This is a genomic window from Aurantivibrio plasticivorans (assembly GCF_055392955.1).
On sequence record NZ_AP036020.1, the window covers coordinates 4,127,332 to 4,147,285 of the forward strand.

The window sequence follows — 19,954 nt, forward strand, 5'->3', positions numbered from 1 at the left end:
CGTGGCCAACAGACGAATTAATTCTTACCTGCTATTTCACGCATTTTCCTGTACAACGAACGCACACTGATACCAAGAATGTCCGCCGCCTGTCTTATATTGCCATTATGTGCGGTTAGCACGTCGGAAATGTAATTTTGCTCCGCAATTTTCAAATCCACCCATTCCTTGCTGGCTGGAGACATTACCTCTTCATCGTCGTCATAGAATGCGTCGTCTACAGCGATACTCTCACCAATCAATTTTGCATCAATAACTGAGGTTTCTGACAGAACTATAGCTCTATTGAGGATATTTCTTAGTTCACGAATATTCCCTTTGAGAGGTTGGTGAGTAATTATTGCCACTGCGTCATCAGTCAAAGTAAAGTGTTTTTCTGGCTCTAACTGCCGTAACAATGTCTGAGATATTAAGGGCACATCGTCCAATCGTTCTTTCAACGCTGGCAGGTGAATAGGAAACACGTTGATCCGATGAAACAGATCCAGACGAAATTTTTCTTGTCTGACTAATGCTTTGATATTTTTATGCGTAGCACACACCAACCGAAAGTCACTACGCTTTACTTCCGTACTCCCTAAAGGACGAAACGTTCTATTTTCAAGAAGCCTTAACAGCTTAACTTGCATACTTTGCGGAATATCAGCCACCTCGTCCAGAAACAAGGTGCCGCCATGGGCAAGCTCGACTAAACCTTGCTTAGTGGTGTTTGCTCCGGTGAACGCGCCTTTTACATAGCCGAATAACTCGCTTTCAAATAGGGCGTCAGTCAAGCCTGAACATTCTAGTGTAATAAGCGGTTTGTCTTTACGGTCACTCGCTTGATGAATGGCCCTCGCCGCCAACTCCTTACCTGTACCTGATTCACCAAGCAATAATACAGTAGCGTCACTCTTGCCTACTTTTGAAATTCTATCCAGCATGGAAACAAACGCATGACTGTTCCCGACCATTGTTTGGTGTTGATGATTCCCGCTCGCGAGGGGGATGGGCCTCATGATCTCTATAAATAGCTCAATCCCATACTCATCGCGAATCGGCAGCATTTCGATCTCTACATGTTCGCTACCGTTTTGTGTCTGATGAATATGAAGTATTCGCTCTCTACGCGAGCTTTGACGAACTCTATGTAGAGGACAATCTTCACCTGCTTGGTCGCAGGGTTTGTCGTAACCGTGGGAGACGTGATAACAATAAGACACCTCACCATTAAGGGTAATTTCCCCAAATGCTGAACGATAGGCTTGATTGTAAGCAAGAATTTGATAATCAACGGTCAGGAGTATCGCAGGGGCCTCAAAAATTTCTAGCACCCCAGATAGCTGGGAAAACTGAGCCAATCTATCGCTTGCGATTTTTTCCACTCCGGCGCCTTATGACAAAATTGACAAGGCTGCCAAAAATGGCGCAAGACCGCCTTTAAGTCAAGCTTATCTATGCGGCGCTGCTTGTGAAGTCGGCTCACTCAGCATTATCGTTTGATCATAATGCAAATTACTAACGGGACGATGCGATACAAGCAGCACAATATGCTGCGGTATTATATTCTCAAGGTGACCGGCAAGCTGTTTTGCTGTCACTTCATCTAGACCCTCAAATGGCTCATCTAACATCCATACATCGGCGTTCACTAACCAAGCACGCGCCAAACCTAGCCGCTTGCGCTCGCCGCCCGAAAGAGTCCTACCATGCTCTCCTAGCCACTCATCTAAGTTATCGCGCATATAATCGAGACACGCAAACGACAGAGCTTCACTCAATACGGCATCACTTGCATTGGCAGACGCTATCCGCAAGTTATTCCGTAAGCTATCCGATAAAACAACTGGCATCTGTTCAGAATAATGAATAGAAGCGCTATGTAATGCGACAGGGCCACTCGAAGCTCTTTTATTAATCTCCACCCTTCCTTGGTATCCAAGCAAGCCCGCCAAGGCTAATAAAAGAGAAGTTTTACCGCACCCTGAGTCACCTTGAACACCAATTAGTTGGCCCTTTTTAAAGCTCGAAGAGATTGCCGAGCCAACCCACTGACCACGCTGCCATGCAAAGTCTATCAGCTGCATTTCGTTAACCACTAGCGGCGGCTGTGGGTTAGACCCAACCAAGGGAGCTACATTCAAGCCTACTTCGTCGCATTCGTGTCGAGATATTTCACTATCAAGATGTTGCTGCCCAAGACACGCTTCTGCTCTCGGAAGCTGCGCTCGCATCACAGGTGCCAGCCACTCAGGGACAGCCAACAGAACCAAAGGCAATAAAATTAAGAATGGTGAACCCAAGCTTTCATCAGGTATCGACCACAGTGCGACAACAATACCTGCATACGCGCAAAGTAGCAGCAGCGATTCTGCTTGACTAGTTAATACTCTTATTAGTTTTCTGTGTATCAGTAATCGCTTATAAGACTCCATAGAAGGCTGCAGTAGATCCGACATACTCCACAGCGATGCGCCCCGTAAAGCCTGGGTGAACGTGGCTAAAAAGTCCTTTGATCGGTTATTTAACTCAGTCAACTGTCGCAAATATGCACGATATAACACCATGAAACCGATCATCACCATCAGCATAAAAATACTAAACAACGGTACACTAACAGGCGAAAAAACGGATAGAACGCCTCCAATCAGCATGGCCAAACATAAGCCACTAACAAGGGGAATATTTACGGCAAGGGTTTTGTTAGCCACTTTATCAACATCTTGGTTTAAACGCTCAACCTCTTCCTCGATTGGGGCGCAGCTTTCCCATTGGAGAGCTCGCCCAAACAAACGTAAGCGCAAGCCATGTAGATACAACAACAAGCTGTCGTGCCCGATATAATTTGCTCCATAGTGACTAATGATTCGAACGAATGCCAACAACCGAATACTCGCAGCAGGGACAACATAGTTAAACACCAACCCTGCCGTTGACAGCCCCGCAAGAGCAGATGCCGCTATAAACCAACCTGATAGCATCAATAATATTATCGATGCACTAGCGCTAATCGCGGCAAGTAAATAAGCAAAAGCAGTTGTTGTGTTATTTATTTTCATACGTAGGAAAACTGTATAAGACTAAGCACATAAAGCACCTCGGTGTGTTTCATGCAATCTATGACCATCTAAAAACCATATTTTATTGAACAACTCGTCTTCATTTTTATCATGGCTAATCCAAAGTACTGTTTTATCTTTTACGTGCTCTTTCAACAACCGAACAACCCGCTGTGCTTGTGCTGGTCCCAAATGTGCGGTCGGCTCATCAAGAAAAACGATAGGAAGGTCAAATAAAATGATACGAGCAATTGCCAATCGCTGGCGCTGCCCACCAGAAAGAGGCGGCAAATCCCCCATAGGAGTATCAAGACCAAGCGCTTGCTGATTAAGCCAACCCGTCAGCCCAACCTTGTCGATTACTTCCAATAATTGCCTATCATTGTAGTCAGCAATATTCAGACACAGGTTTTCACGTACACTACCAGCCACTATATCAGCCGATTGAGTCAACCAGGCCACCTGGCTTGGATTTAGATGATGCGGGTTATCAGCGTACATTTCGCGTATTCCGATAAGCGCTTCTAACAATGTTGTTTTACCCGCTCCCGATGCGCCCTTAATTAGCACTTTATCGCCGACATCTAATACAAGGTGACTCGCACCAACCAGCACATCGCCACCAGGCACACGGATTTCCATATTGTTAAGATTCAACTCGCGCGCGACATTCGAATAGACATCAACTCTCGAATTTGGGCTAAGCACTTCACATAATTGATCAGCAGCACCTATAGCCTCCGCTCTCTGATGATAAAATCGCCCCAATGTTTTTAGTTCATTAAAAAATATCGGCACAATCATTAGTGAAAATAGGCCTTCATGAAGGCTTAACCCCGATCGCCAGCTACCAAAATTTAGCTCTCCCAACAAACTAAAGCCAACAAAGACAGCCACTAACGCCATTGCCAAGGTAGCGAAAAAATCCAGGACTGATGAGGAAAGAAATGCAAGCCGGACCACTTTCAACGTACGATCGCGAACGATCATGGCCGCCTGCGAAAACACTTCCTGCTGTCGCCGCAATGCATGGTGAACATGTATTAGTTGTCTCGCACGTAAACGATCTTGAAAAATATCACTCAACCGCTCAATGACTTTGAAATGTTCACGGTGTGCTTCTGCCGCACCCTGCCCCATAACCCACATGAACAATGGTATCAGTGGCGCGGACACAGCTAACAATAGCGCAACCACCCAACTAATAGGAATGACAAGAAGTAGGACAATAAAAGGGATAATAGTCGCTAAACGTTTCTGGGGAAGGTAGTTTGAATAGTACTCCTGAATTGCAACAAGGCGCTTCATATAAAATAATTGCCATGCTGCACAAGAGTGGTCTCGAATAACAGCCAAGCTACGCGAACGAAGCACATCACTCAGTTGATCACTGAAAGAAATGCCCACCCGCTCAAATAATGATGACTTTGCTCTATCAATTTGGACCTGTGCGGCTAACTGCAAAGAAAAAAACAAACACAACCACAACAGTGCCGAACGGTCATGATCCGCCTCAGTTAACATAGTGTTTAGAATGCCCGTCAGCACCCATAAACACATCACTTGAACAATAAATTTGCCAATAGACAAAAAGGTGATGAGGGAGATAACTCTCTCAAACGGTTGAGCACGCGATGCAAGCCAACCCACTAGCTCCTTATTCCGCTGCTCATCCACCATCAGCTATTGCTCAACATCTCGATCCAAGTCCTCCACTGATTCGAGCCACATAGCGTTAATTATGCCAAAAGAGCAAGCCAGTAATACGCCCAAGATCCAAGTAAAATACCACATAAATTGTCTTCTCAAGTTAATATAGTGAATGCGAATTTGCGACGATGTGTGATTCTTTTATTCGGCCACGCATGGTATAGAAACTCCAACCTGTATATCCCAGCACAATAGGCACAAAGATCATAGCAACCCAAAACATGACGGCCAAAGTGAAATGACTGGACGTCGCATCCCACATTGTCAGGGAAGCATTTAGCATGGTGCTACTAGGCATCAAAAATGGAAACATCGAAAAGCCAGCTGTCATAATGATGCCCGCTAGACTAGCACTAGAAAACACAAAAGCCATACCAGTCTGCGATTGCTTTGAAAACCATATAACAGCAAGGGGAGATAGTGTTCCAAGCAAAGGCGCAATCAACATCCAGGGGTATTTACTATAATTACTCAACCAACCGCCTGACACAATTTCAACTGACTTATTCAGCGGATTCGATGGCGCTGCGCCATCCACAGAAGAAACTAGAGCATACCCATCTAGCCCAAATGCTACCCAGAGACCTGCCAACACAAACAAGCCGCTTGTGACCCCACCAAAAATACTTGCGACTGCTACAGAACGCGATCGAAGTTGGGCATCTGTTTTGAGCTGCAACCAGGTGGCACCGTGCATCATTAACATCGAAACGCTAATTAAACCGGACAACAAAGCAAATGGTGTTAGCAATCCGAAGAACGAACCGGTATAAGTTGCTTTTAAAGTATTATCCATTTCAAAAGGAACACCCAGCAACAGGTTGCCAAACGCAACACCAAAAATCAGCGCCGGCACCAGACCACCAACAAACAAGAGCCAATCCCAAGTAAGTCGCCAACGGGGAGACTCTAGCTTACTGCGATAATCAAAACCTAGCGGCCGCATCCATAGTGCCGCCAGTGTAAGCAGCAAAGCTAAGTAGAACCCAGAGAAAGCCGTCGCATAGATAATTGGCCACGCCGCGAAAATGGCTCCGCCGGCAGTAATAAACCATACTTGATTTCCATCCCAATGAGGCCCAATAGTATTTATTAACACTCGGCGCTCAGTGTCAGTCCGCCCCACAAATGTAAGCAAAGCACCAACACCTAAATCAAAACCATCGGTAATTGCGAACCCAATCAACAGGACGCCGACCAAAACCCACCAAATAAGACGTAGTATTTCGTAATCAATCATAGCTCTACTCCTTGCAGGTGACCGTCAGTATTCTCTGCTTCTTTAGCTGGACCTTTGCGCGCAAATTTCACCATCAAATAAAGCCCCGCAATAAACATAACAGTGTAAAACAAGCTAATCGTAACGAGTGAAATCACTAGATCGCTTACAGCCAAGTTCGAAACGGCCGTATGAATCGGCAACACTTCTGCAATCGCCCAAGGTTGACGCCCATACTCCGCAACGAACCAGCCTGCCTCACTTGCAACCCAAGGCAAAGGCAAGCTAAATAACGCTAAACGTAAAAGCCATTTTGGCTTTTCAACATGGTGTTTAGCGCTAAACCAAAAAGCTAAAGCAAACACCATTAACATAAAGAAACCTGAACCTACCATGAGCCGAAACGACCAGAACATTGGTGCAACACCTGGGATACTGTAGTCTACCGCCTTCTCAATACCCTCTTCGGTTGGCCGCGCAATATCGTCAACAAACGGCTCCAATAAAAGGCCGTAGCCTAAATGTTCTTTAAGATCTTCAAAGCGCTTAGCCTCTTCTTGACTCAAACCACCGGCCTTCAACTGCTTAAGCAACACATTAGCTTCAGCGCCTTTAATAATTCTTTCCCTATTCATTGCTTTTAAATCCTGCAAACCCAAAACAGGCTCGTCAAAGGAACGCGTTGCAATGATTCCCATCGCATAGGGAATTTTAAGGGCATAGTCGGTATGTTGCGTTTCTTCATTCGGGAACCCGAAGAGAGTAAACGCCGCAGGCGGCTCATGGGTTTTCCACTCTGCTTCAACCGCTGCCAATTTTACTTTTTGCACATCACCCAGCTCATAGCCGCTTTCATCGCCAAGCACAATCACTGATAGCGCCGAAGCCAAACCGAAACTCGCAGCGATCGCAAAGGAACGCCGAGCAAAGGCTACGTGCTCTTTGCGAAGCAAGTAGTATGCAGATATCGCTAGAATGAACATCGATCCTGTGACGTATCCAGCCGATACGGTATGAACAAACTTCACTTGTGCAACCGGGTTTAGCAACAGATCAGCAAAGCTTGTCATCTCCATGCGCATCGTGTCCGAATTAAACACAGAGCCTTGAGGATTTTGCATCCAACCATTTGCAATGAGAATCCATAACGCAGAGAAATTACTACCTAAAGCCACACACCAGGTAACGACCAAGTGCTTAACTTTTGACATTCTGTCCCAACCGAAGAAAAACAACCCAATAAACGTCGACTCAAGAAAAAACGCCATCAACCCTTCGATTGCTAACGGCGCGCCAAAAATATCGCCCACATAGTGAGAGTAATAGGACCAGTTCATACCGAACTGAAACTCCATGGTTATCCCTGTAGCAACACCAATAGCAAAATTAATCCCAAATAATTTACCCCAGAATTTGGTCATATCGCGGTAGATGGTTTTCCCCGTCATCACATAGACGGACTCCATAATAGCCAGCAGGAAAGTCATCCCGAGCGTTAGCGGCACAAAGATAAAGTGGTACATCGCAGTAATTGCAAACTGCCAACGAGACAGCTCAATAAGAGTTTCATTCATATACCGCTACTCCATAAGGGTGGAACAAAATTGGACAACCAATAGCATGTGAGATAACCATCAAATATAGCTGGCATAGTTCTTTCGCTCGATACACTCTGATGGCTTGTATAAAAAATCGTAGCACCAACAGCGCCGATAAAGCCTATGAACTTGAACACTGCGGGAGGAACCAAGAAAATGAAATACGCAGGCGCAAACACCTAGGAAGACCACCCAACCAGAGAAACCACTTCCTAACCAGTAATTGGACAATCAGCCAGAAAAATAGACCAAACCTAACAAAAATCCAGCGAAACACATTGTGTCCTCAGCAACAGCCAATAGCGCCACAACAATATTGCTATCCGCAGTGACCCACCAACTCATAATCAAACGTTCACTCTGCCAGCCAGCAATTTGAAGGATGCATTAACGGAATGGGCATGACTAAATAGAAATGGGTCAGCATAGAGCGCTGCAAATAAGCGAGAAACCAACTCCCCTGCGCCCACACTACGACCAGCCCAAAGAACCCTATCGCGATCCTAAAACTATTGACTGGGATATGCTGCCTCCTTTAAAGAAGCATTCTTGTCAAATTGATCAAGACCGCAGATATTCACTAGTGGTGCCATAGAAAACCGAGAACACATAGAGTATAGCCAAGCATGCCGCTATATTAGAAATTACTGATATAACGACTTGAGCAGCAGCAAGGAATAGGCCAAGTAGAAGGGGGCGAGATAACCCCTTTAAAACAATAAGTTAGATCGCTGCCTAACATTAAAATTTGGTAAAACTTAGAAAACACGCCATTAATGACACAAAAATTGCCATTATTGGCGCAGGCTGTCCCGGCTCGCCTTCGGTTATCAGCTTAGGCCCCTCCACATCTGGGCTCAGAGAGGACACCAATGCAAAGTTAGCTGGCATATTTCCTGCTGAGCCATAATTCCTACCGAAAGGGTATTGCGTATACCCCGCACAGAATTGACCACCTAATTAAAATCGAGGAAAACGATGGGCAAGACAATTTACACACTCACCATGCTAGTTGCGCTACATTGCTCCGCGTTAGCCGCAGAACCTGACGATAACACCATGCCGACCCAGTCGGAGAGAGGGAGGCTAATTGTGAGTCATTTTCACTCCACACTCAGTGGCAAACTAAAAGGAGCTATGAAAGAAGGTGGACCGATTAGTGCTATCGAAGTTTGCAATAAAGAAGCACAAAAAATTGCCCAAAGCCTTAGCGAGCAAAACCAAGTGACTGTGAAACGCATTACTGACCGAGTTCGAAATCCAGCCGATGCACCAGATGCAATAGACCTAAACGTATTAAAAGAATTTAGCGACCAGCTCACGAGCAACGCCAATGCGCCATTAGAAAAATTACATAATGGCAACGGGGTAACTCGCTACTACAAAGGCATCGTCATTCAGCCGCCGTGCCTAGTGTGCCACGGAGAAAACATCGCCCCGTCGATTGAAAGAACCCTCAATCAATATTATCCAAGTGACCAAGCACGAGGTTACAAACTAGGCGAGCTTCGTGGAGCATTTGTTGTCCACTTTTAATGCTTAACAACATTAGCCACTGGCGCCTTATCCAGTGCGCCACGCGTTTTTTTGCGACAACCGATACCTACGTAATAAATGCGAAAATAAAATCGTCTTTGTCTACGCTTTTGAATTACGGCGACTAACAATACTGGGAACATGCCCGAACTGCGGCATGCGATTTTATTTTTGCCGAGATTTTTTAATTGTATCGTAAGCGGCTTGTATTTCCTGGCTACGCTCGGTTGCCTCTTGGATCATATCTTCAGGAACACCCTGACCAGTCAATTTATCCGGATGGTACTGACTCATTAGTTTACGGTACGCTCGCTTTATAACTGCGTCACTATCTTCAGGCTTAACGCCTAATGCTTCATAAGCCATGGACAGTTGATCTGCAGATGCTGTTTGCGAATAGCCCGCACCACCGGATTGCGTACGGAATGATTCTTGAGCGCGTATCATACGAATCATTTGCTCGAAGGCGAACGATGGCATGCCAAGTGATTTCGCTACGTCGTGTAATACTCTCTGTTCGGCCTCATCGATCTCGCCATCGGCAAGTGCCACATGAATGAGATACACCAACAACATTTGCACAAGATTCGCGTGCAGTCCGCACTCACGCTTAAACTCAGATAGGGCTGCCTGCACATCAAATTCTGGCTGAGACCCGGCTTTAAATAGCTCAATTGCTTCGCGGCGATGCTCTGGGGTCAGGCCCATCTGCACCATAAACGCTTCTGTCTGCTGCACTTCCTCTTCTGATATACGCCCATCAGCCTTGGCTAGGTGCCCCAGCAATTGGAATACTGTTTTAAAAAATGTATCTTGTATTTTCTTCAACTGCTCAGGGGAAGGACGCAAACGCAGCTGGGCTTGGCGATAACCGGTATCAAAAATGTGTCCCACAAACACACCCAGTAAAGCCAGAAAAAAACTGCCTCCGCCCACAAGGTACCCCAGGAATCCGCCAATAATTTTGCCAAACATGCTAACAACATCTCTCTAGAACCAATTTATAGAGCGCACTGTAACACAAGGAAGATACGGAAATGACGCATAGCCGCAGACAAAAAGCGCGCTAAACTATTCATCAATACCATTGTCAGTTCGATATGAACCTCATAATACGAGAAAGCACATGACACTTATTAAGAGCCTGCTTACGTTAACCGCCATAGTTAGCGTCTCTGCCTTTGCAGAGCCGAAAACCGAAACCTATATCGAAGACATCAACGTGCCCTGGGGGATGGCATGGCTGCCGCCATCCAACGGCCAAGCGCAGGGTGACATGCTTGTCACAGAGCGCAGTGGCTCTCTCTATAGAGTTCGCGACGGAAAAATCGCCGCTGAAATTAAAGGGCTCCCTGACATTCATGCTAACGGACAAGGCGGGCTGCTAGACATAGAACTTCACCCCCAGTATGACGAAAACGGTTGGATATACCTTTCTTATTCGAGCCCAGAGGGCGAGGGCAAAGGTAGCAATACCGCGATCATTCGTGGGCAGCTTAACGGTAATCGTTTGACCAACATAGAAACCTTATATAAGGCAGAACCCAATTCTCGGCGCGGCCAGCATTATGGTTCTCGCATTGAATTCGATAACCGTGGAATGCTGTTTTTTTCAATCGGAGAGCGAGGCGATCGCGACACCAACCCGCAAGACCTTAGCCGTGACGGAGGCAAAATCTATCGTCTCCGTGACGATGGCCGCATTCCTCAAGACAACCCTTTCGTTAGTGATAAACAAGCAAAACCAGCGATATACTCCTGGGGACACCGCAATCCGCAAGGGATGGCGACTCACCCAACCAGCGGTGAGATATGGATTCACGAGCACGGTCCCAGAGGTGGCGATGAAATTAACATCGTCAAAGCCGGAGAAAACTATGGCTGGCCGATTCTCAGCTATGGTATCAATTACATTGGCACCGCCTTCGCGGAAGGCACAGAGCGAGAAGGCTACCAATCCCCTATTCATTATTGGGACCCTTCAATCGCGCCCTCTGGTATGACCTTTGTCACCAGCGATAAGTATCCAGAGTGGCAAGGAAAATTACTGGTCGGCTCGTTAAAGTTTCGCTACCTAGTATTGTGCTCCACCACCGAATCAGCCGTGACTAATACAGCGATAGTCATGAAAGACATCGGCCGAGTGCGCAACGTCAAACAAGGGCCTGACGGTTATCTCTACGTGGCCACCGAGGGCAACGGGATTCTCAGGCTCATCCCATAACCGTTTAACCATGACCAGCCTCTGGCCCTAGCCGCTTAGGTTTTGTACAATCCGCGCCCCCGTTTCTTAGATTGAATAGCGGGGATCGCATAGATCAGGCATCCACTCAGCCCTGATAACAATACCCTGATAACAGCCCTGGATTTACGCTCCAGCTAGCTAAGAGGTTAATCATGTCAGACCAACAGGACCTTCCTGTGGTGGTGTGCGCGCTTTATAAATTTGTCGCACTCCCCCACTTCGAATCACTTCGAGAACCACTTCTACAATTAATGCTCGAACAAACCGTCCGCGGCACTCTGCTGCTCGCAGCCGAAGGCATCAATGGCACCATTGCTGGTAGCCGAGAAGGCATCGATACCGTGCTCAACTGGCTTCGTCAGGAGCCTGCGCTGTCTGAGTTTGATTTCAAGGAAAGCTATACACAAGAACTGCCGTTTAAGCGCAGTAAGGTCAAACTCAAAAAAGAAATCGTCACCATGGGTGTTGAAGGTATCGACCCCAACCGCGTCGTTGGCACCTATGTCGAACCTAAAGATTGGAACGCACTAATCAGTGATCCAGATGTAGTTGTGGTCGACACACGCAACGACTACGAATATCAGGTAGGCACATTTAACAACGCCATAAATCCAAACACCGAAACCTTTCGCGAGTTCCCGGATTATGTGAAGGAAAACCTCAACCCTCAAAAACATAAAAAAGTTGCCATGTTCTGCACCGGTGGGATTCGCTGCGAGAAGTCGACTGCTTACCTAAAAGAGCAAGGCTTCGATGAGGTCTACCACCTAAAAGGCGGCATCCTTAAATACCTGGAAGAAGTGCCGGAAGAAAACACCCTGTGGCAAGGCGAATGCTTTGTGTTTGATGATCGGGTGACCGTCAATCACCAACTTGAACGCGGCGAGTATGATCAATGCTACGCTTGCCGCCTTCCCATCACCGAAGAGGACAAGGCTAGCCCTCATTACGAGAAGGGCGTCAGCTGCCCACATTGTATCGACAAGGTCAGCGCTGAACAAAAACAGCGCTTTGCCGAGCGCCAAAAGCAACTTCAGCTAGCCAAGCGCCGTGGTGAAGTGCACATAGGTAGCGATGCACGATCTAGTTTACGTAAACAACGCGCCGCCAAGCAGCGTCTTCGCGCCAACCAACGTGAGCAATCGCTAAAACAAGGCTAGTGCTTGGTGACTGGGCTGTGCAATACAGCCCACTTTATCAACGTAAGCAATATCGAAAAGCGTCTTTTGCAGCCCCTCCTCTCTTGATTTCGTATTTTTAACCTCACCGCAACGTCGACTCAACGTCCAATTTATTGAGCAGCTAAAACCTGCACCTCAAGTTGCATTATGCAACCCCAAACGCTTTGTCAGCACGCCGATTTAGCCGCTAAGTCGACTGATTCACGATTTGAAGCGCTTCCATGTTGATTTACGCGCCACAAACCGACAGACTTGCGGGTTGATGACGAGGCCACTATAACGATGACAATTTCCGGCTATGAACGAATCTCCCCAACCAAAATTGAACAATGCATGGTTCGGAATTCGGTCAATAATTTTCGTGCGCCGATCCAATTAACACGTGGACCACTTAGTGGCGAAATAGACGTTATCGCACTTGATGACATGTGGCTGGCACGACGAAGGCTGTCGCAAATGATCTGCCAGTTCCTCACGGTACCTGAGAAACAATTTGCTTTAGGTCTCGCCACTGGCGAGCAGCCTTTTTTTGGACCTGATGGTCTAGCGTTCGCTGAAGGTGAAATCTCGATTGCACACGCATCAAGAGCATTTCTGCAAATCATCCCTGCAAACGTTTCGTTCTACAGTGTACGGTTCACTGAGAGCCTATCTAAAAACTCAATTAGCCCTTCGTTTTTTAGGGACCTACAATCAGTAACCAATGGTTCTTCACCACAACAAATCGCATCTAAAGATTTTCATCGTCAGCTGCTTACGCATCTAGAGGCAATCTTTACATTGGCCAGCGAAAGTAAAAATGCGGATGTAAGCAGCCAGAAAACAGATCTTCTCCATACGCTAAACGCCAATATTTCCAAAGAATCTGTAGTTAATGCACGCACCAATTCCCGCTCACGAATTTTTCAGCGCGCGACTAACTTTATTATCGACACACCCATTCATGCCGTGACACTTGATCGGGTTGCAGCCACCTGCACGACAAGTCGCCGCAATCTCGAAATAACCTTTGCGGAACGCATCGGCATACCGCCAAATGAATTTATCACTAGCATTCGATTGAATGCTGCGCGAAAAAAACTTTTGGCACCAGAAATTAATGAAAGTATAGCCAGCATTGCGGAGAGCTGTGGCATTAAGCACCTTGGCAAATTTGCTAAAAACTACTCGGAAATGTTTGGCGAACTCCCCAGCGCGACACTGCGCCAAAGCCTTAAAACACACACCTAGCTATCACGCCCAAACGCTGTGTTTTTTATAAATCACGCTCTATTTAGTAACTATTCGCATAAGGGATAATGGCCTATCCCATGCTTATGCTATAAAGCACTACCGCATTAGGCCGTCACACTCGAGCACGAAAAAAAAGAGGACGCCTAGTAGATGTAAACAACCTAGGTCAACCTTCCTCTAGTTGTATGACGAATAAATACCGCTTCACACAAGTACGACATGCCGAACAAGTGGCTGACTGTTTGCCGTGGAAACTCATCACAGCTCAGCAACTGAGCCGTGGAAGTTTTTGCTGTGATATTGAGTTACTAGGTAATACCGACATATCCATTGTGCGACGAATTTGTTCTACCTCACTGCGAGAAATTGCCTCAATTCCGGAAGGGTTTATTTGTTTACTGCTGCACCCAGAAGAAGGCAAAACCTACGTTAAAGGGCGATACTTCGGTAAAGGAACAATCTGCACGATTGCGGGAGACAAACAATGGGAGGTGTTTACACAACAAGGTGCGACAACTTACGCTCTATTATTAAACAAAAAGTCTATTCAACAGTATATGGACGAAGAGTGCGCACAAGTTTTCCAGCAATTTTATCACCAGGGCTTTGACATCGCCCTGGCAACCCCGGAGATTACGCAGCCAATTTTTGACCACGTCGATATACTGCTAGAGAAAGCAGCAAACTCGAATGACGATCTAGTTCAAAAAATTAACCAGACTGACAAACTGGCACTCATCACCTTGCTGGGTGAATTATTGAAGTCTGTACGTTACGAGGACTTACGCAGCAACTCAAACGCAAAATTACTCGATCGTGCACTGGGCTTCATCAACAATAATATTCGCCGAAAATTTACGATTTCTGAGCTGGCAGATTACCTTCACACCCACCAGCGCAATGTCGAATTAATTTTTAATGCATATCTAGATTTAAGCCCAAGAGAATACGCGAGTAACCTAAAACTTAATTTAGTTCGCGCAGCGCTTATCGCCTCCGCCAACAAAAAAGTCAGCATTGCCGAAGTTGCTAATAAATACGGCATTTCCCATATGGGAAACTTTAGTCAAAGCTATAGCAAATTATTCTTAGAATTACCCAGCGATACGGTAAGAAATCACCGCCGCGAAGTTGAGAATAGCGTAGTCGATTGATGTGTATTAGACACCCACAAATCGACTACAAGACGATACCAACAGCTAACAGCAGGGGGGTTAACAGGGTTATTGCAACATTTACCCCAAGGACATCGGTACGCTCCCCCAAGGTTGCATGATCTCTCAAAACCACCCTCGAAATGCCCACCGCAGCGAACAGCGGCAGTATGGATAACAAAGCCCATGTGTTCCATATATTGAACACATAGCCGAGAATTACGACTAAACTGCACCCCACCACAGCCGAGGCATAAGCACCTGCCCCAACGTACGTACCATATACGATAAGTATATGACGCCGACCTGCTGCACGATCGGCATCTACATCGGGAAATTGATTCAACAACAGCAGATTATTTACCAACATAAACGGGACTAGGCTCGCCATGATTGCTTGTAAAGTGATATTACCTACCAATACCCAATGGCTCCCCACTACCATCAATACACCAAACCCAAGCCCTGGGGCAATTAAGCACAGCAGCGGCAGGCGATTAATCCACGGCGTATAGAATAGAACTAACGCCACGCCAATTACGCCTGCGAAGATGAGTTCCCAGCCGCGGACGGTTGCTAAATAGATACCACAACCCATCGTTATAGCCAGGCACAGTAGCCCCGTTAATAGAACAGCATTCAATGCAGCGGGATTAGCTGGTATAGCACCACTCCCGCCACTGAAAGGCGTACGACGTGTCGTTAAGTCAAGGCCACTACGGAAGTCGGCATATTCATTCAAAGTGTTGACACTAATGTGCGCGGCGACTGCGGCAGCCAATACAACTGGCACCAGCTGCCACTCCACACTGGCTCCACTTGCAACGGCTGTCGCTATGCCCAAAAAAACGCAAATAGGCGTCAGAATTAAAAAGGGTAGGCGCATGGCGCCAAGGATGGATAGAAGCAAACCGCACCTCAAATGAACTCAACCGCGAAAGCGCAGTATTGTAATCAATTAATGAGCGATGAGTAGGAGGGATGCTTTCAGGGGCTCAACAAAACCCCTGTCATTTAATTTAATGACGCGGCAGGTTACTGAGTAAGTCTCGACGCGAATGAATCATTTCTTTATAGGACTGCAACAAACCGAAGTTGGCTGCATCCGGGCCACTACGCAGCGTCTGCATTTGCCGTTCTAGGCGCGTAATTTCTTCTCTTAGCTGGGCTTTTAACATCACGGTATTGTTGAAGGTAACCCCTACATGGGCTGCACGTGGCTGTCTCATGGCTATTAACTGTCCTTTGTAGTGACTGTATTATTCTTATCGAACGGGTAATGATTCGCGGTAGGCCGTCAACAATCATAGCTGACAGCCTACTGAGACTAGACCACAAAATAAGAACTCGCCAATTTTTTGGCTATATTTGTCACTAAAAAGACGCGCTAGGCTTCGAGGATAGAGCGCCAGTCAAAGTCGGTATCACCGATGACATAAAAGAAAGGGTTTAAGATATCGTCTTTAGTGTTATAGCGAAGCAGATTGAAGTCCACATCGACTACCGTTCCTCCGGCCGCTTCAACAACGGCTTGTGCTGCCGCCGTATCCCATTCAGAGGTTAAGGCAAGACGCGGGTAGAGGTCAGCTTCGCCTTCTGCCACCAAGCACAGCTTTAGCGAACTCCCCATATCTTTGGTCTCTACACTACTGAAAAGTGGCTGCAGCTTGGCCATGAGCTGCTCTACCGCTTCTGCTCCGTGGCGTCGACTGGCCACGAGTTCTACCGGTAACTGTTGTTGCTGGCGTTCCGACAAACTCCGGACCCGAATCGACTTCGACTCCCCAGCAACAATCTTTTTCGCACCCAGTCGCTTTGAACCCGCATAGGTGACTTCCTTTACGGGCACATAAACCACACCCAACACAGGCTCGCCGTTTTCTATTAATGCCACGTTAACCGTAAATTCACCATTACGATTGATAAACTCTTTTGTCCCATCTAGAGGGTCAATCAGCCAGTAGACTCCCCAGCTACCGCGCTCAGCAAAGCTAGGCATTTCCTCTTCTTCCGACAATACTGGTATCTGGGGTGTCATACCCCTCAAGCCAGCCACTAAAATTTTATGAGCGGCGAGGTCAGCCGCTGTAACGGGTGAATCGTCGGATTTCTGCTCAACATCAAAATCCTGCTGATAAATATCCAATATTGCCTTACCAGCGTCATGGGTAAGAGAAACAACTTGGTCGACCAAGTCTTGACTAACGGGGGTACTCGTCGCTTGATTCACTAGACTATCCTGTAGTGTATTGGGCTCTGAACTCAATGTATTAATGGAAACAGCTCGCGCAATAGCCGGCCGAAGTAGGGAGCATTATAGCGTGACAGCAGGTCTACATACATAACGCTCATCGGCGCAAGCAACCGGCCCCGTGTTTTAGTACACTGATAACCATTTCAAATCGCCAAAACCGACCACAGACTATGCAGCCCACAAAAACCAATGCACCAAACGCACTGCCGTGGCAGGAGATCGACACAGTCCTACTCGATATGGATGGGACACTGCTAGATCTTCATTATGATAATTATTTCTGGACCGAGCACCTACCCCAACGCTATGCCGAAGCTCATAGCATCCCTCTCGAAGACGCTCACGCTCAGCTAATGGCTCACATCAAGGCGCACGAGGGGACACTGAAATGGTACTGCTTAGAGTTTTGGTCGGATTCACTACAGCTAGACATTCGTAAGCTAAAAGAAGAAGTAAAAGATAAAATCGAGATTCGGCCCTTTGTTGTTGATTTTCTTGCCAGCCTCAAGCAACTCGGTAAAAAATTGGTTTTGATTACCAATGCGCACCCTCAAAGCCTCGATCTTAAACTTGAAGTAACCGCTATCGATAGCTGGCTCGATATGGTGTTATCGTCTCACCAGTTTCAATACCCAAAAGAAGCACAAGAATTTTGGCACGCTCTTCAAGCGCACGAACACTTTGAACCCGCTCGCAGTTTATTCATTGACGATACCGTGAGAATTTTAACTTCAGCCAAAACGTTTGGCATTAAACATTTGTTGTGCATTCAACAACCTGATAGCAAAACGCCTCGTGATACTATCGTAGAGTACCCAACTATCCATCACTTTGATGAACTTCTGCCATCACTTCATCAACTTTTAGACAATAACGAGTAAATTTTTTTCGCAATGGATAAAGTTAGAATTGACAAATGGCTATGGGCTGCACGATTTTATAAAACCCGGAGCCTCGCTAAGCAAGCTATAGAAGGCGGCAAGGTCCGCAGTGATGGACAACGAGTAAAAGCCAGCAAAGAAATCACTGCTGGCACAGTGCTAACCATCCGTACTGGATGGGACGACCGCACCGTAGAGGTTATCGCGCTTTCTGACCAACGGCGAGGTGCTCCACAAGCACAGTCACTTTACCAAGAAACCCAAGACAGTATCGCAAAACGGGAAAGCGACGCTCAGCAACGAAAATTATTACATCAGGGCGAAGGCCTGCCCCCCAAACGGCCCACAAAAAAACAGCGTCGACAAATACACCGGTTCCGCGAACAAGATATGTTATAGAAGGGCATCTTATGTTTCGTTACGCAACAACCTTTTTAATTGTTCTACTATTTAAATTAGCTTCACCTACTGCTATAGCATCAACGAATAGTGAACTGCAGCATCTCAAAAATGCAGTCGTCAAGATATACACCACTTCCGTCTCACCCGATTACTTTACACCCTGGCGTCTCCTCAACGCCAAACAAAGTAGTGGATCCGGAGCGGTAATCGCAGGCAACCGAATACTCACTAACGCCCATGTCGTTGCCGACGCACGCTATATCCAAGTACAACGTCACAACGATCCTAAAAAGTTTTTAGCCCATGTCTCATTTGTTTCTCACGAAGCTGATTTAGCCATGCTCGAAGTGGAAGACACTTCATTTTTTAGAGGCTTGAAATCCCTGTCTATTGGAAAGCTACCTGAACCGCTTCAAGAGGTTTCCGTATACGGCTATCCGTTCGGAGGCAATTCGTTAAGTATTACGCGCGGTATATTGTCACGTGTCGAACATCAGTTCTATTCTCACAGCGAGCGATATCTTCTCGCCGGTCAAATTGATGCGGCAATCAACCCCGGCAATAGCGGCGGCCCCGTGATCGTAAACAAGCAAATCGTCGGGGTTGTCATGCAAGCCAACTTCGGTTCAAAATCTGAAAATCAAGGCTACTTCGTACCGCCCAGTGTGGTCCAACATTTTTTGAAAGACGCCGAAGATGGAATCCACCATGGCATCCCGGACCTAGGCTTTCGCACGCAAGAAATGGAAAGCCCCGCCATGAAAAAAGCCTTTGGCACTGACACCTATGACGGCGGCGTATTAATTACAAAAGTATTCGATAATACTGCCGCTGCAGGGAAAATTTTTCCGAACGATGTTCTGTTGGCGATCGATGGCTATGATATTGCCGACGATACGACGATTAAAGTAAGAGATGACCTCCGCACAAATTATAAATATGCCATAGATCAATACCATGTTGGCGACAAGATAACTCTCAAAATTTCTCGCAATGGAAAAATCAAAGATATTTCATTAATCGCGGTAGAAAGAGCTCAAACATACAGTTTGGTAAGAGAGGAAGAATTTGATGAGTTACCAGAGTATTTTATATACGGTGGAGTGGTATTTGTACCTCTCAATATGAACCTTATAAAACGCTGGGGAAGAGATTGGCGAAACAAAGCACCAACAAGTTTTTTACACGCTCAAGGGCAGTTTATTACCTCAGAGAAAACAGAGTTAGTTGTCGCCGTTAAGGTACTCGCAGCGGATGTGAATCTTGGCTACCACAATTGGAATAACTTCATAGTCGACTCTGTCAATGGCATACCCATTCGAGACTTTGCTCAGTTTGTAACAACAGTACGTAACCTGGCAACACCCTATACTGTGTTCGAAGATTCCGCTGGCTATAAACTTGTTTTAGATAATTTGGAGGCGAGGGCGAGCGAAGCGCAAATTTTATCGATGTACCAAATACCCAGTGCAGTATCCGCCAATTGGTTGCAAGAGTAATAGC

At 46.5% G+C, this 19,954-nt stretch carries 18 protein-coding genes; 8 read left to right on the top strand and 10 right to left on the bottom strand.

Annotated features, from left to right (window positions below; all coding sequences use genetic code 11):
- Positions 1-17 precede the first annotated feature (17 nt).
- The 6 genes from ACZ5NB_RS18590 to ACZ5NB_RS18615 all read right to left on the bottom strand — a co-directional run bounded on the left by ACZ5NB_RS18590 (position 18) and on the right by ACZ5NB_RS18615 (position 7,541).
- Positions 18-1,364, bottom strand: coding sequence for a sigma-54 interaction domain-containing protein (locus tag ACZ5NB_RS18590; RefSeq protein WP_460234234.1), 1,347 nt, complete (start codon positions 1,362-1,364; stop codon positions 18-20).
- Between the two features lie 66 nt (positions 1,365-1,430).
- Positions 1,431-3,038: an ATP-binding cassette domain-containing protein gene (locus ACZ5NB_RS18595; RefSeq protein WP_460234235.1), complete on the bottom strand. Its 1,608-nt coding sequence runs from the start codon at positions 3,036-3,038 to the stop codon at positions 1,431-1,433.
- A 21-nt stretch (positions 3,039-3,059) separates the two neighbouring features.
- Complete coding sequence (locus ACZ5NB_RS18600) at positions 3,060-4,718, bottom strand: ABC transporter ATP-binding protein/permease (protein ID WP_464107715.1); 1,659 nt, start codon at positions 4,716-4,718, stop codon at positions 3,060-3,062.
- 3 nt (positions 4,719-4,721) lie between these two features.
- Positions 4,722-4,832 carry a cytochrome bd-I oxidase subunit CydX gene (gene cydX / locus ACZ5NB_RS18605; protein WP_460234238.1) on the bottom strand — a complete coding sequence of 37 codons (111 nt, stop codon included), beginning with the start codon at positions 4,830-4,832 and terminating at the stop codon, positions 4,722-4,724.
- A gap of 16 nt (positions 4,833-4,848) precedes the next feature.
- Positions 4,849-5,988, bottom strand: a complete 1,140-nt coding sequence (gene cydB / locus ACZ5NB_RS18610) for a cytochrome d ubiquinol oxidase subunit II (RefSeq protein WP_460234240.1) — start codon at positions 5,986-5,988, stop codon at positions 4,849-4,851.
- Positions 5,985-7,541, bottom strand: a complete 1,557-nt coding sequence (locus ACZ5NB_RS18615) for a cytochrome ubiquinol oxidase subunit I (protein ID WP_460234241.1) — start codon at positions 7,539-7,541, stop codon at positions 5,985-5,987. The genes cydB and ACZ5NB_RS18615 overlap by 4 nt, the downstream gene beginning before the upstream one ends.
- 1,002 nt (positions 7,542-8,543) lie before the next feature.
- Between ACZ5NB_RS18615 and ACZ5NB_RS18620 the strand changes: the two genes are divergently transcribed.
- Complete coding sequence (locus ACZ5NB_RS18620) at positions 8,544-9,101, top strand: Tll0287-like domain-containing protein (protein WP_460234242.1); 558 nt, start codon at positions 8,544-8,546, stop codon at positions 9,099-9,101.
- A gap of 165 nt (positions 9,102-9,266) precedes the next feature.
- On the opposite strand, the gene djlA is transcribed toward ACZ5NB_RS18620, so the two are convergent.
- Complete coding sequence (djlA, locus tag ACZ5NB_RS18625; protein ID WP_460234243.1) at positions 9,267-10,076, bottom strand: co-chaperone DjlA; 810 nt, start codon at positions 10,074-10,076, stop codon at positions 9,267-9,269.
- A 151-nt stretch (positions 10,077-10,227) separates the two neighbouring features.
- Between djlA and ACZ5NB_RS18630 the strand changes: the two genes are divergently transcribed.
- The 4 genes from ACZ5NB_RS18630 (at position 10,228) to ACZ5NB_RS18645 (ending at position 14,914) form a co-directional block, all read left to right on the top strand.
- Positions 10,228-11,325: a PQQ-dependent sugar dehydrogenase gene (locus tag ACZ5NB_RS18630; RefSeq protein WP_460234244.1), complete on the top strand. Its 1,098-nt coding sequence runs from the start codon at positions 10,228-10,230 to the stop codon at positions 11,323-11,325.
- Positions 11,326-11,498: 173 nt separating this feature from the next.
- Positions 11,499-12,506: an oxygen-dependent tRNA uridine(34) hydroxylase TrhO gene (trhO, locus tag ACZ5NB_RS18635; protein ID WP_460234245.1), complete on the top strand. Its 1,008-nt coding sequence runs from the start codon at positions 11,499-11,501 to the stop codon at positions 12,504-12,506.
- 303 nt (positions 12,507-12,809) lie between these two features.
- Entirely contained in the window at positions 12,810-13,757 is a 948-nt protein-coding gene (locus ACZ5NB_RS18640) for a helix-turn-helix domain-containing protein (RefSeq protein WP_460234246.1), read from the top strand.
- Between the two features lie 188 nt (positions 13,758-13,945).
- Positions 13,946-14,914 carry a helix-turn-helix domain-containing protein gene (locus ACZ5NB_RS18645; protein WP_460234247.1) on the top strand — a complete coding sequence of 323 codons (969 nt, stop codon included), beginning with the start codon at positions 13,946-13,948 and terminating at the stop codon, positions 14,912-14,914.
- 25 nt (positions 14,915-14,939) lie between these two features.
- Here ACZ5NB_RS18645 and ACZ5NB_RS18650 read toward each other — a convergent pair whose 3' ends face one another.
- The 3 genes from ACZ5NB_RS18650 to cysQ all read right to left on the bottom strand — a co-directional run bounded on the left by ACZ5NB_RS18650 (position 14,940) and on the right by cysQ (position 17,144).
- Entirely contained in the window at positions 14,940-15,800 is an 861-nt protein-coding gene (locus ACZ5NB_RS18650) for a prenyltransferase (RefSeq protein ID WP_460234408.1), read from the bottom strand.
- A gap of 133 nt (positions 15,801-15,933) precedes the next feature.
- Positions 15,934-16,143, bottom strand: a complete 210-nt coding sequence (locus ACZ5NB_RS18655; RefSeq protein ID WP_460234249.1) for a hypothetical protein — start codon at positions 16,141-16,143, stop codon at positions 15,934-15,936.
- A 158-nt stretch (positions 16,144-16,301) separates the two neighbouring features.
- Positions 16,302-17,144, bottom strand: a complete 843-nt coding sequence (cysQ, locus tag ACZ5NB_RS18660) for a 3'(2'),5'-bisphosphate nucleotidase CysQ (protein ID WP_460234250.1) — start codon at positions 17,142-17,144, stop codon at positions 16,302-16,304.
- A 194-nt stretch (positions 17,145-17,338) separates the two neighbouring features.
- On the opposite strand from cysQ, the gene yrfG reads away from it, so the two are divergent.
- From yrfG to ACZ5NB_RS18675, 3 genes are read left to right on the top strand one after another with little or no spacing between them, the layout of a single operon-like run.
- The gene (gene yrfG, locus ACZ5NB_RS18665; protein WP_460234251.1) at positions 17,339-18,049 is read left to right on the top strand and encodes a GMP/IMP nucleotidase; all 711 of its coding nucleotides are present in this window, start codon (positions 17,339-17,341) and stop codon (positions 18,047-18,049) included.
- Between the two features lie 12 nt (positions 18,050-18,061).
- Positions 18,062-18,448, top strand: coding sequence for an RNA-binding S4 domain-containing protein (locus tag ACZ5NB_RS18670; protein ID WP_460234252.1), 387 nt, complete (start codon positions 18,062-18,064; stop codon positions 18,446-18,448).
- An 11-nt stretch (positions 18,449-18,459) separates the two neighbouring features.
- Positions 18,460-19,950, top strand: coding sequence for a S1C family serine protease (locus ACZ5NB_RS18675; RefSeq protein ID WP_460234253.1), 1,491 nt, complete (start codon positions 18,460-18,462; stop codon positions 19,948-19,950).
- The last annotated feature ends 4 nt before the right edge of the window (positions 19,951-19,954 follow it).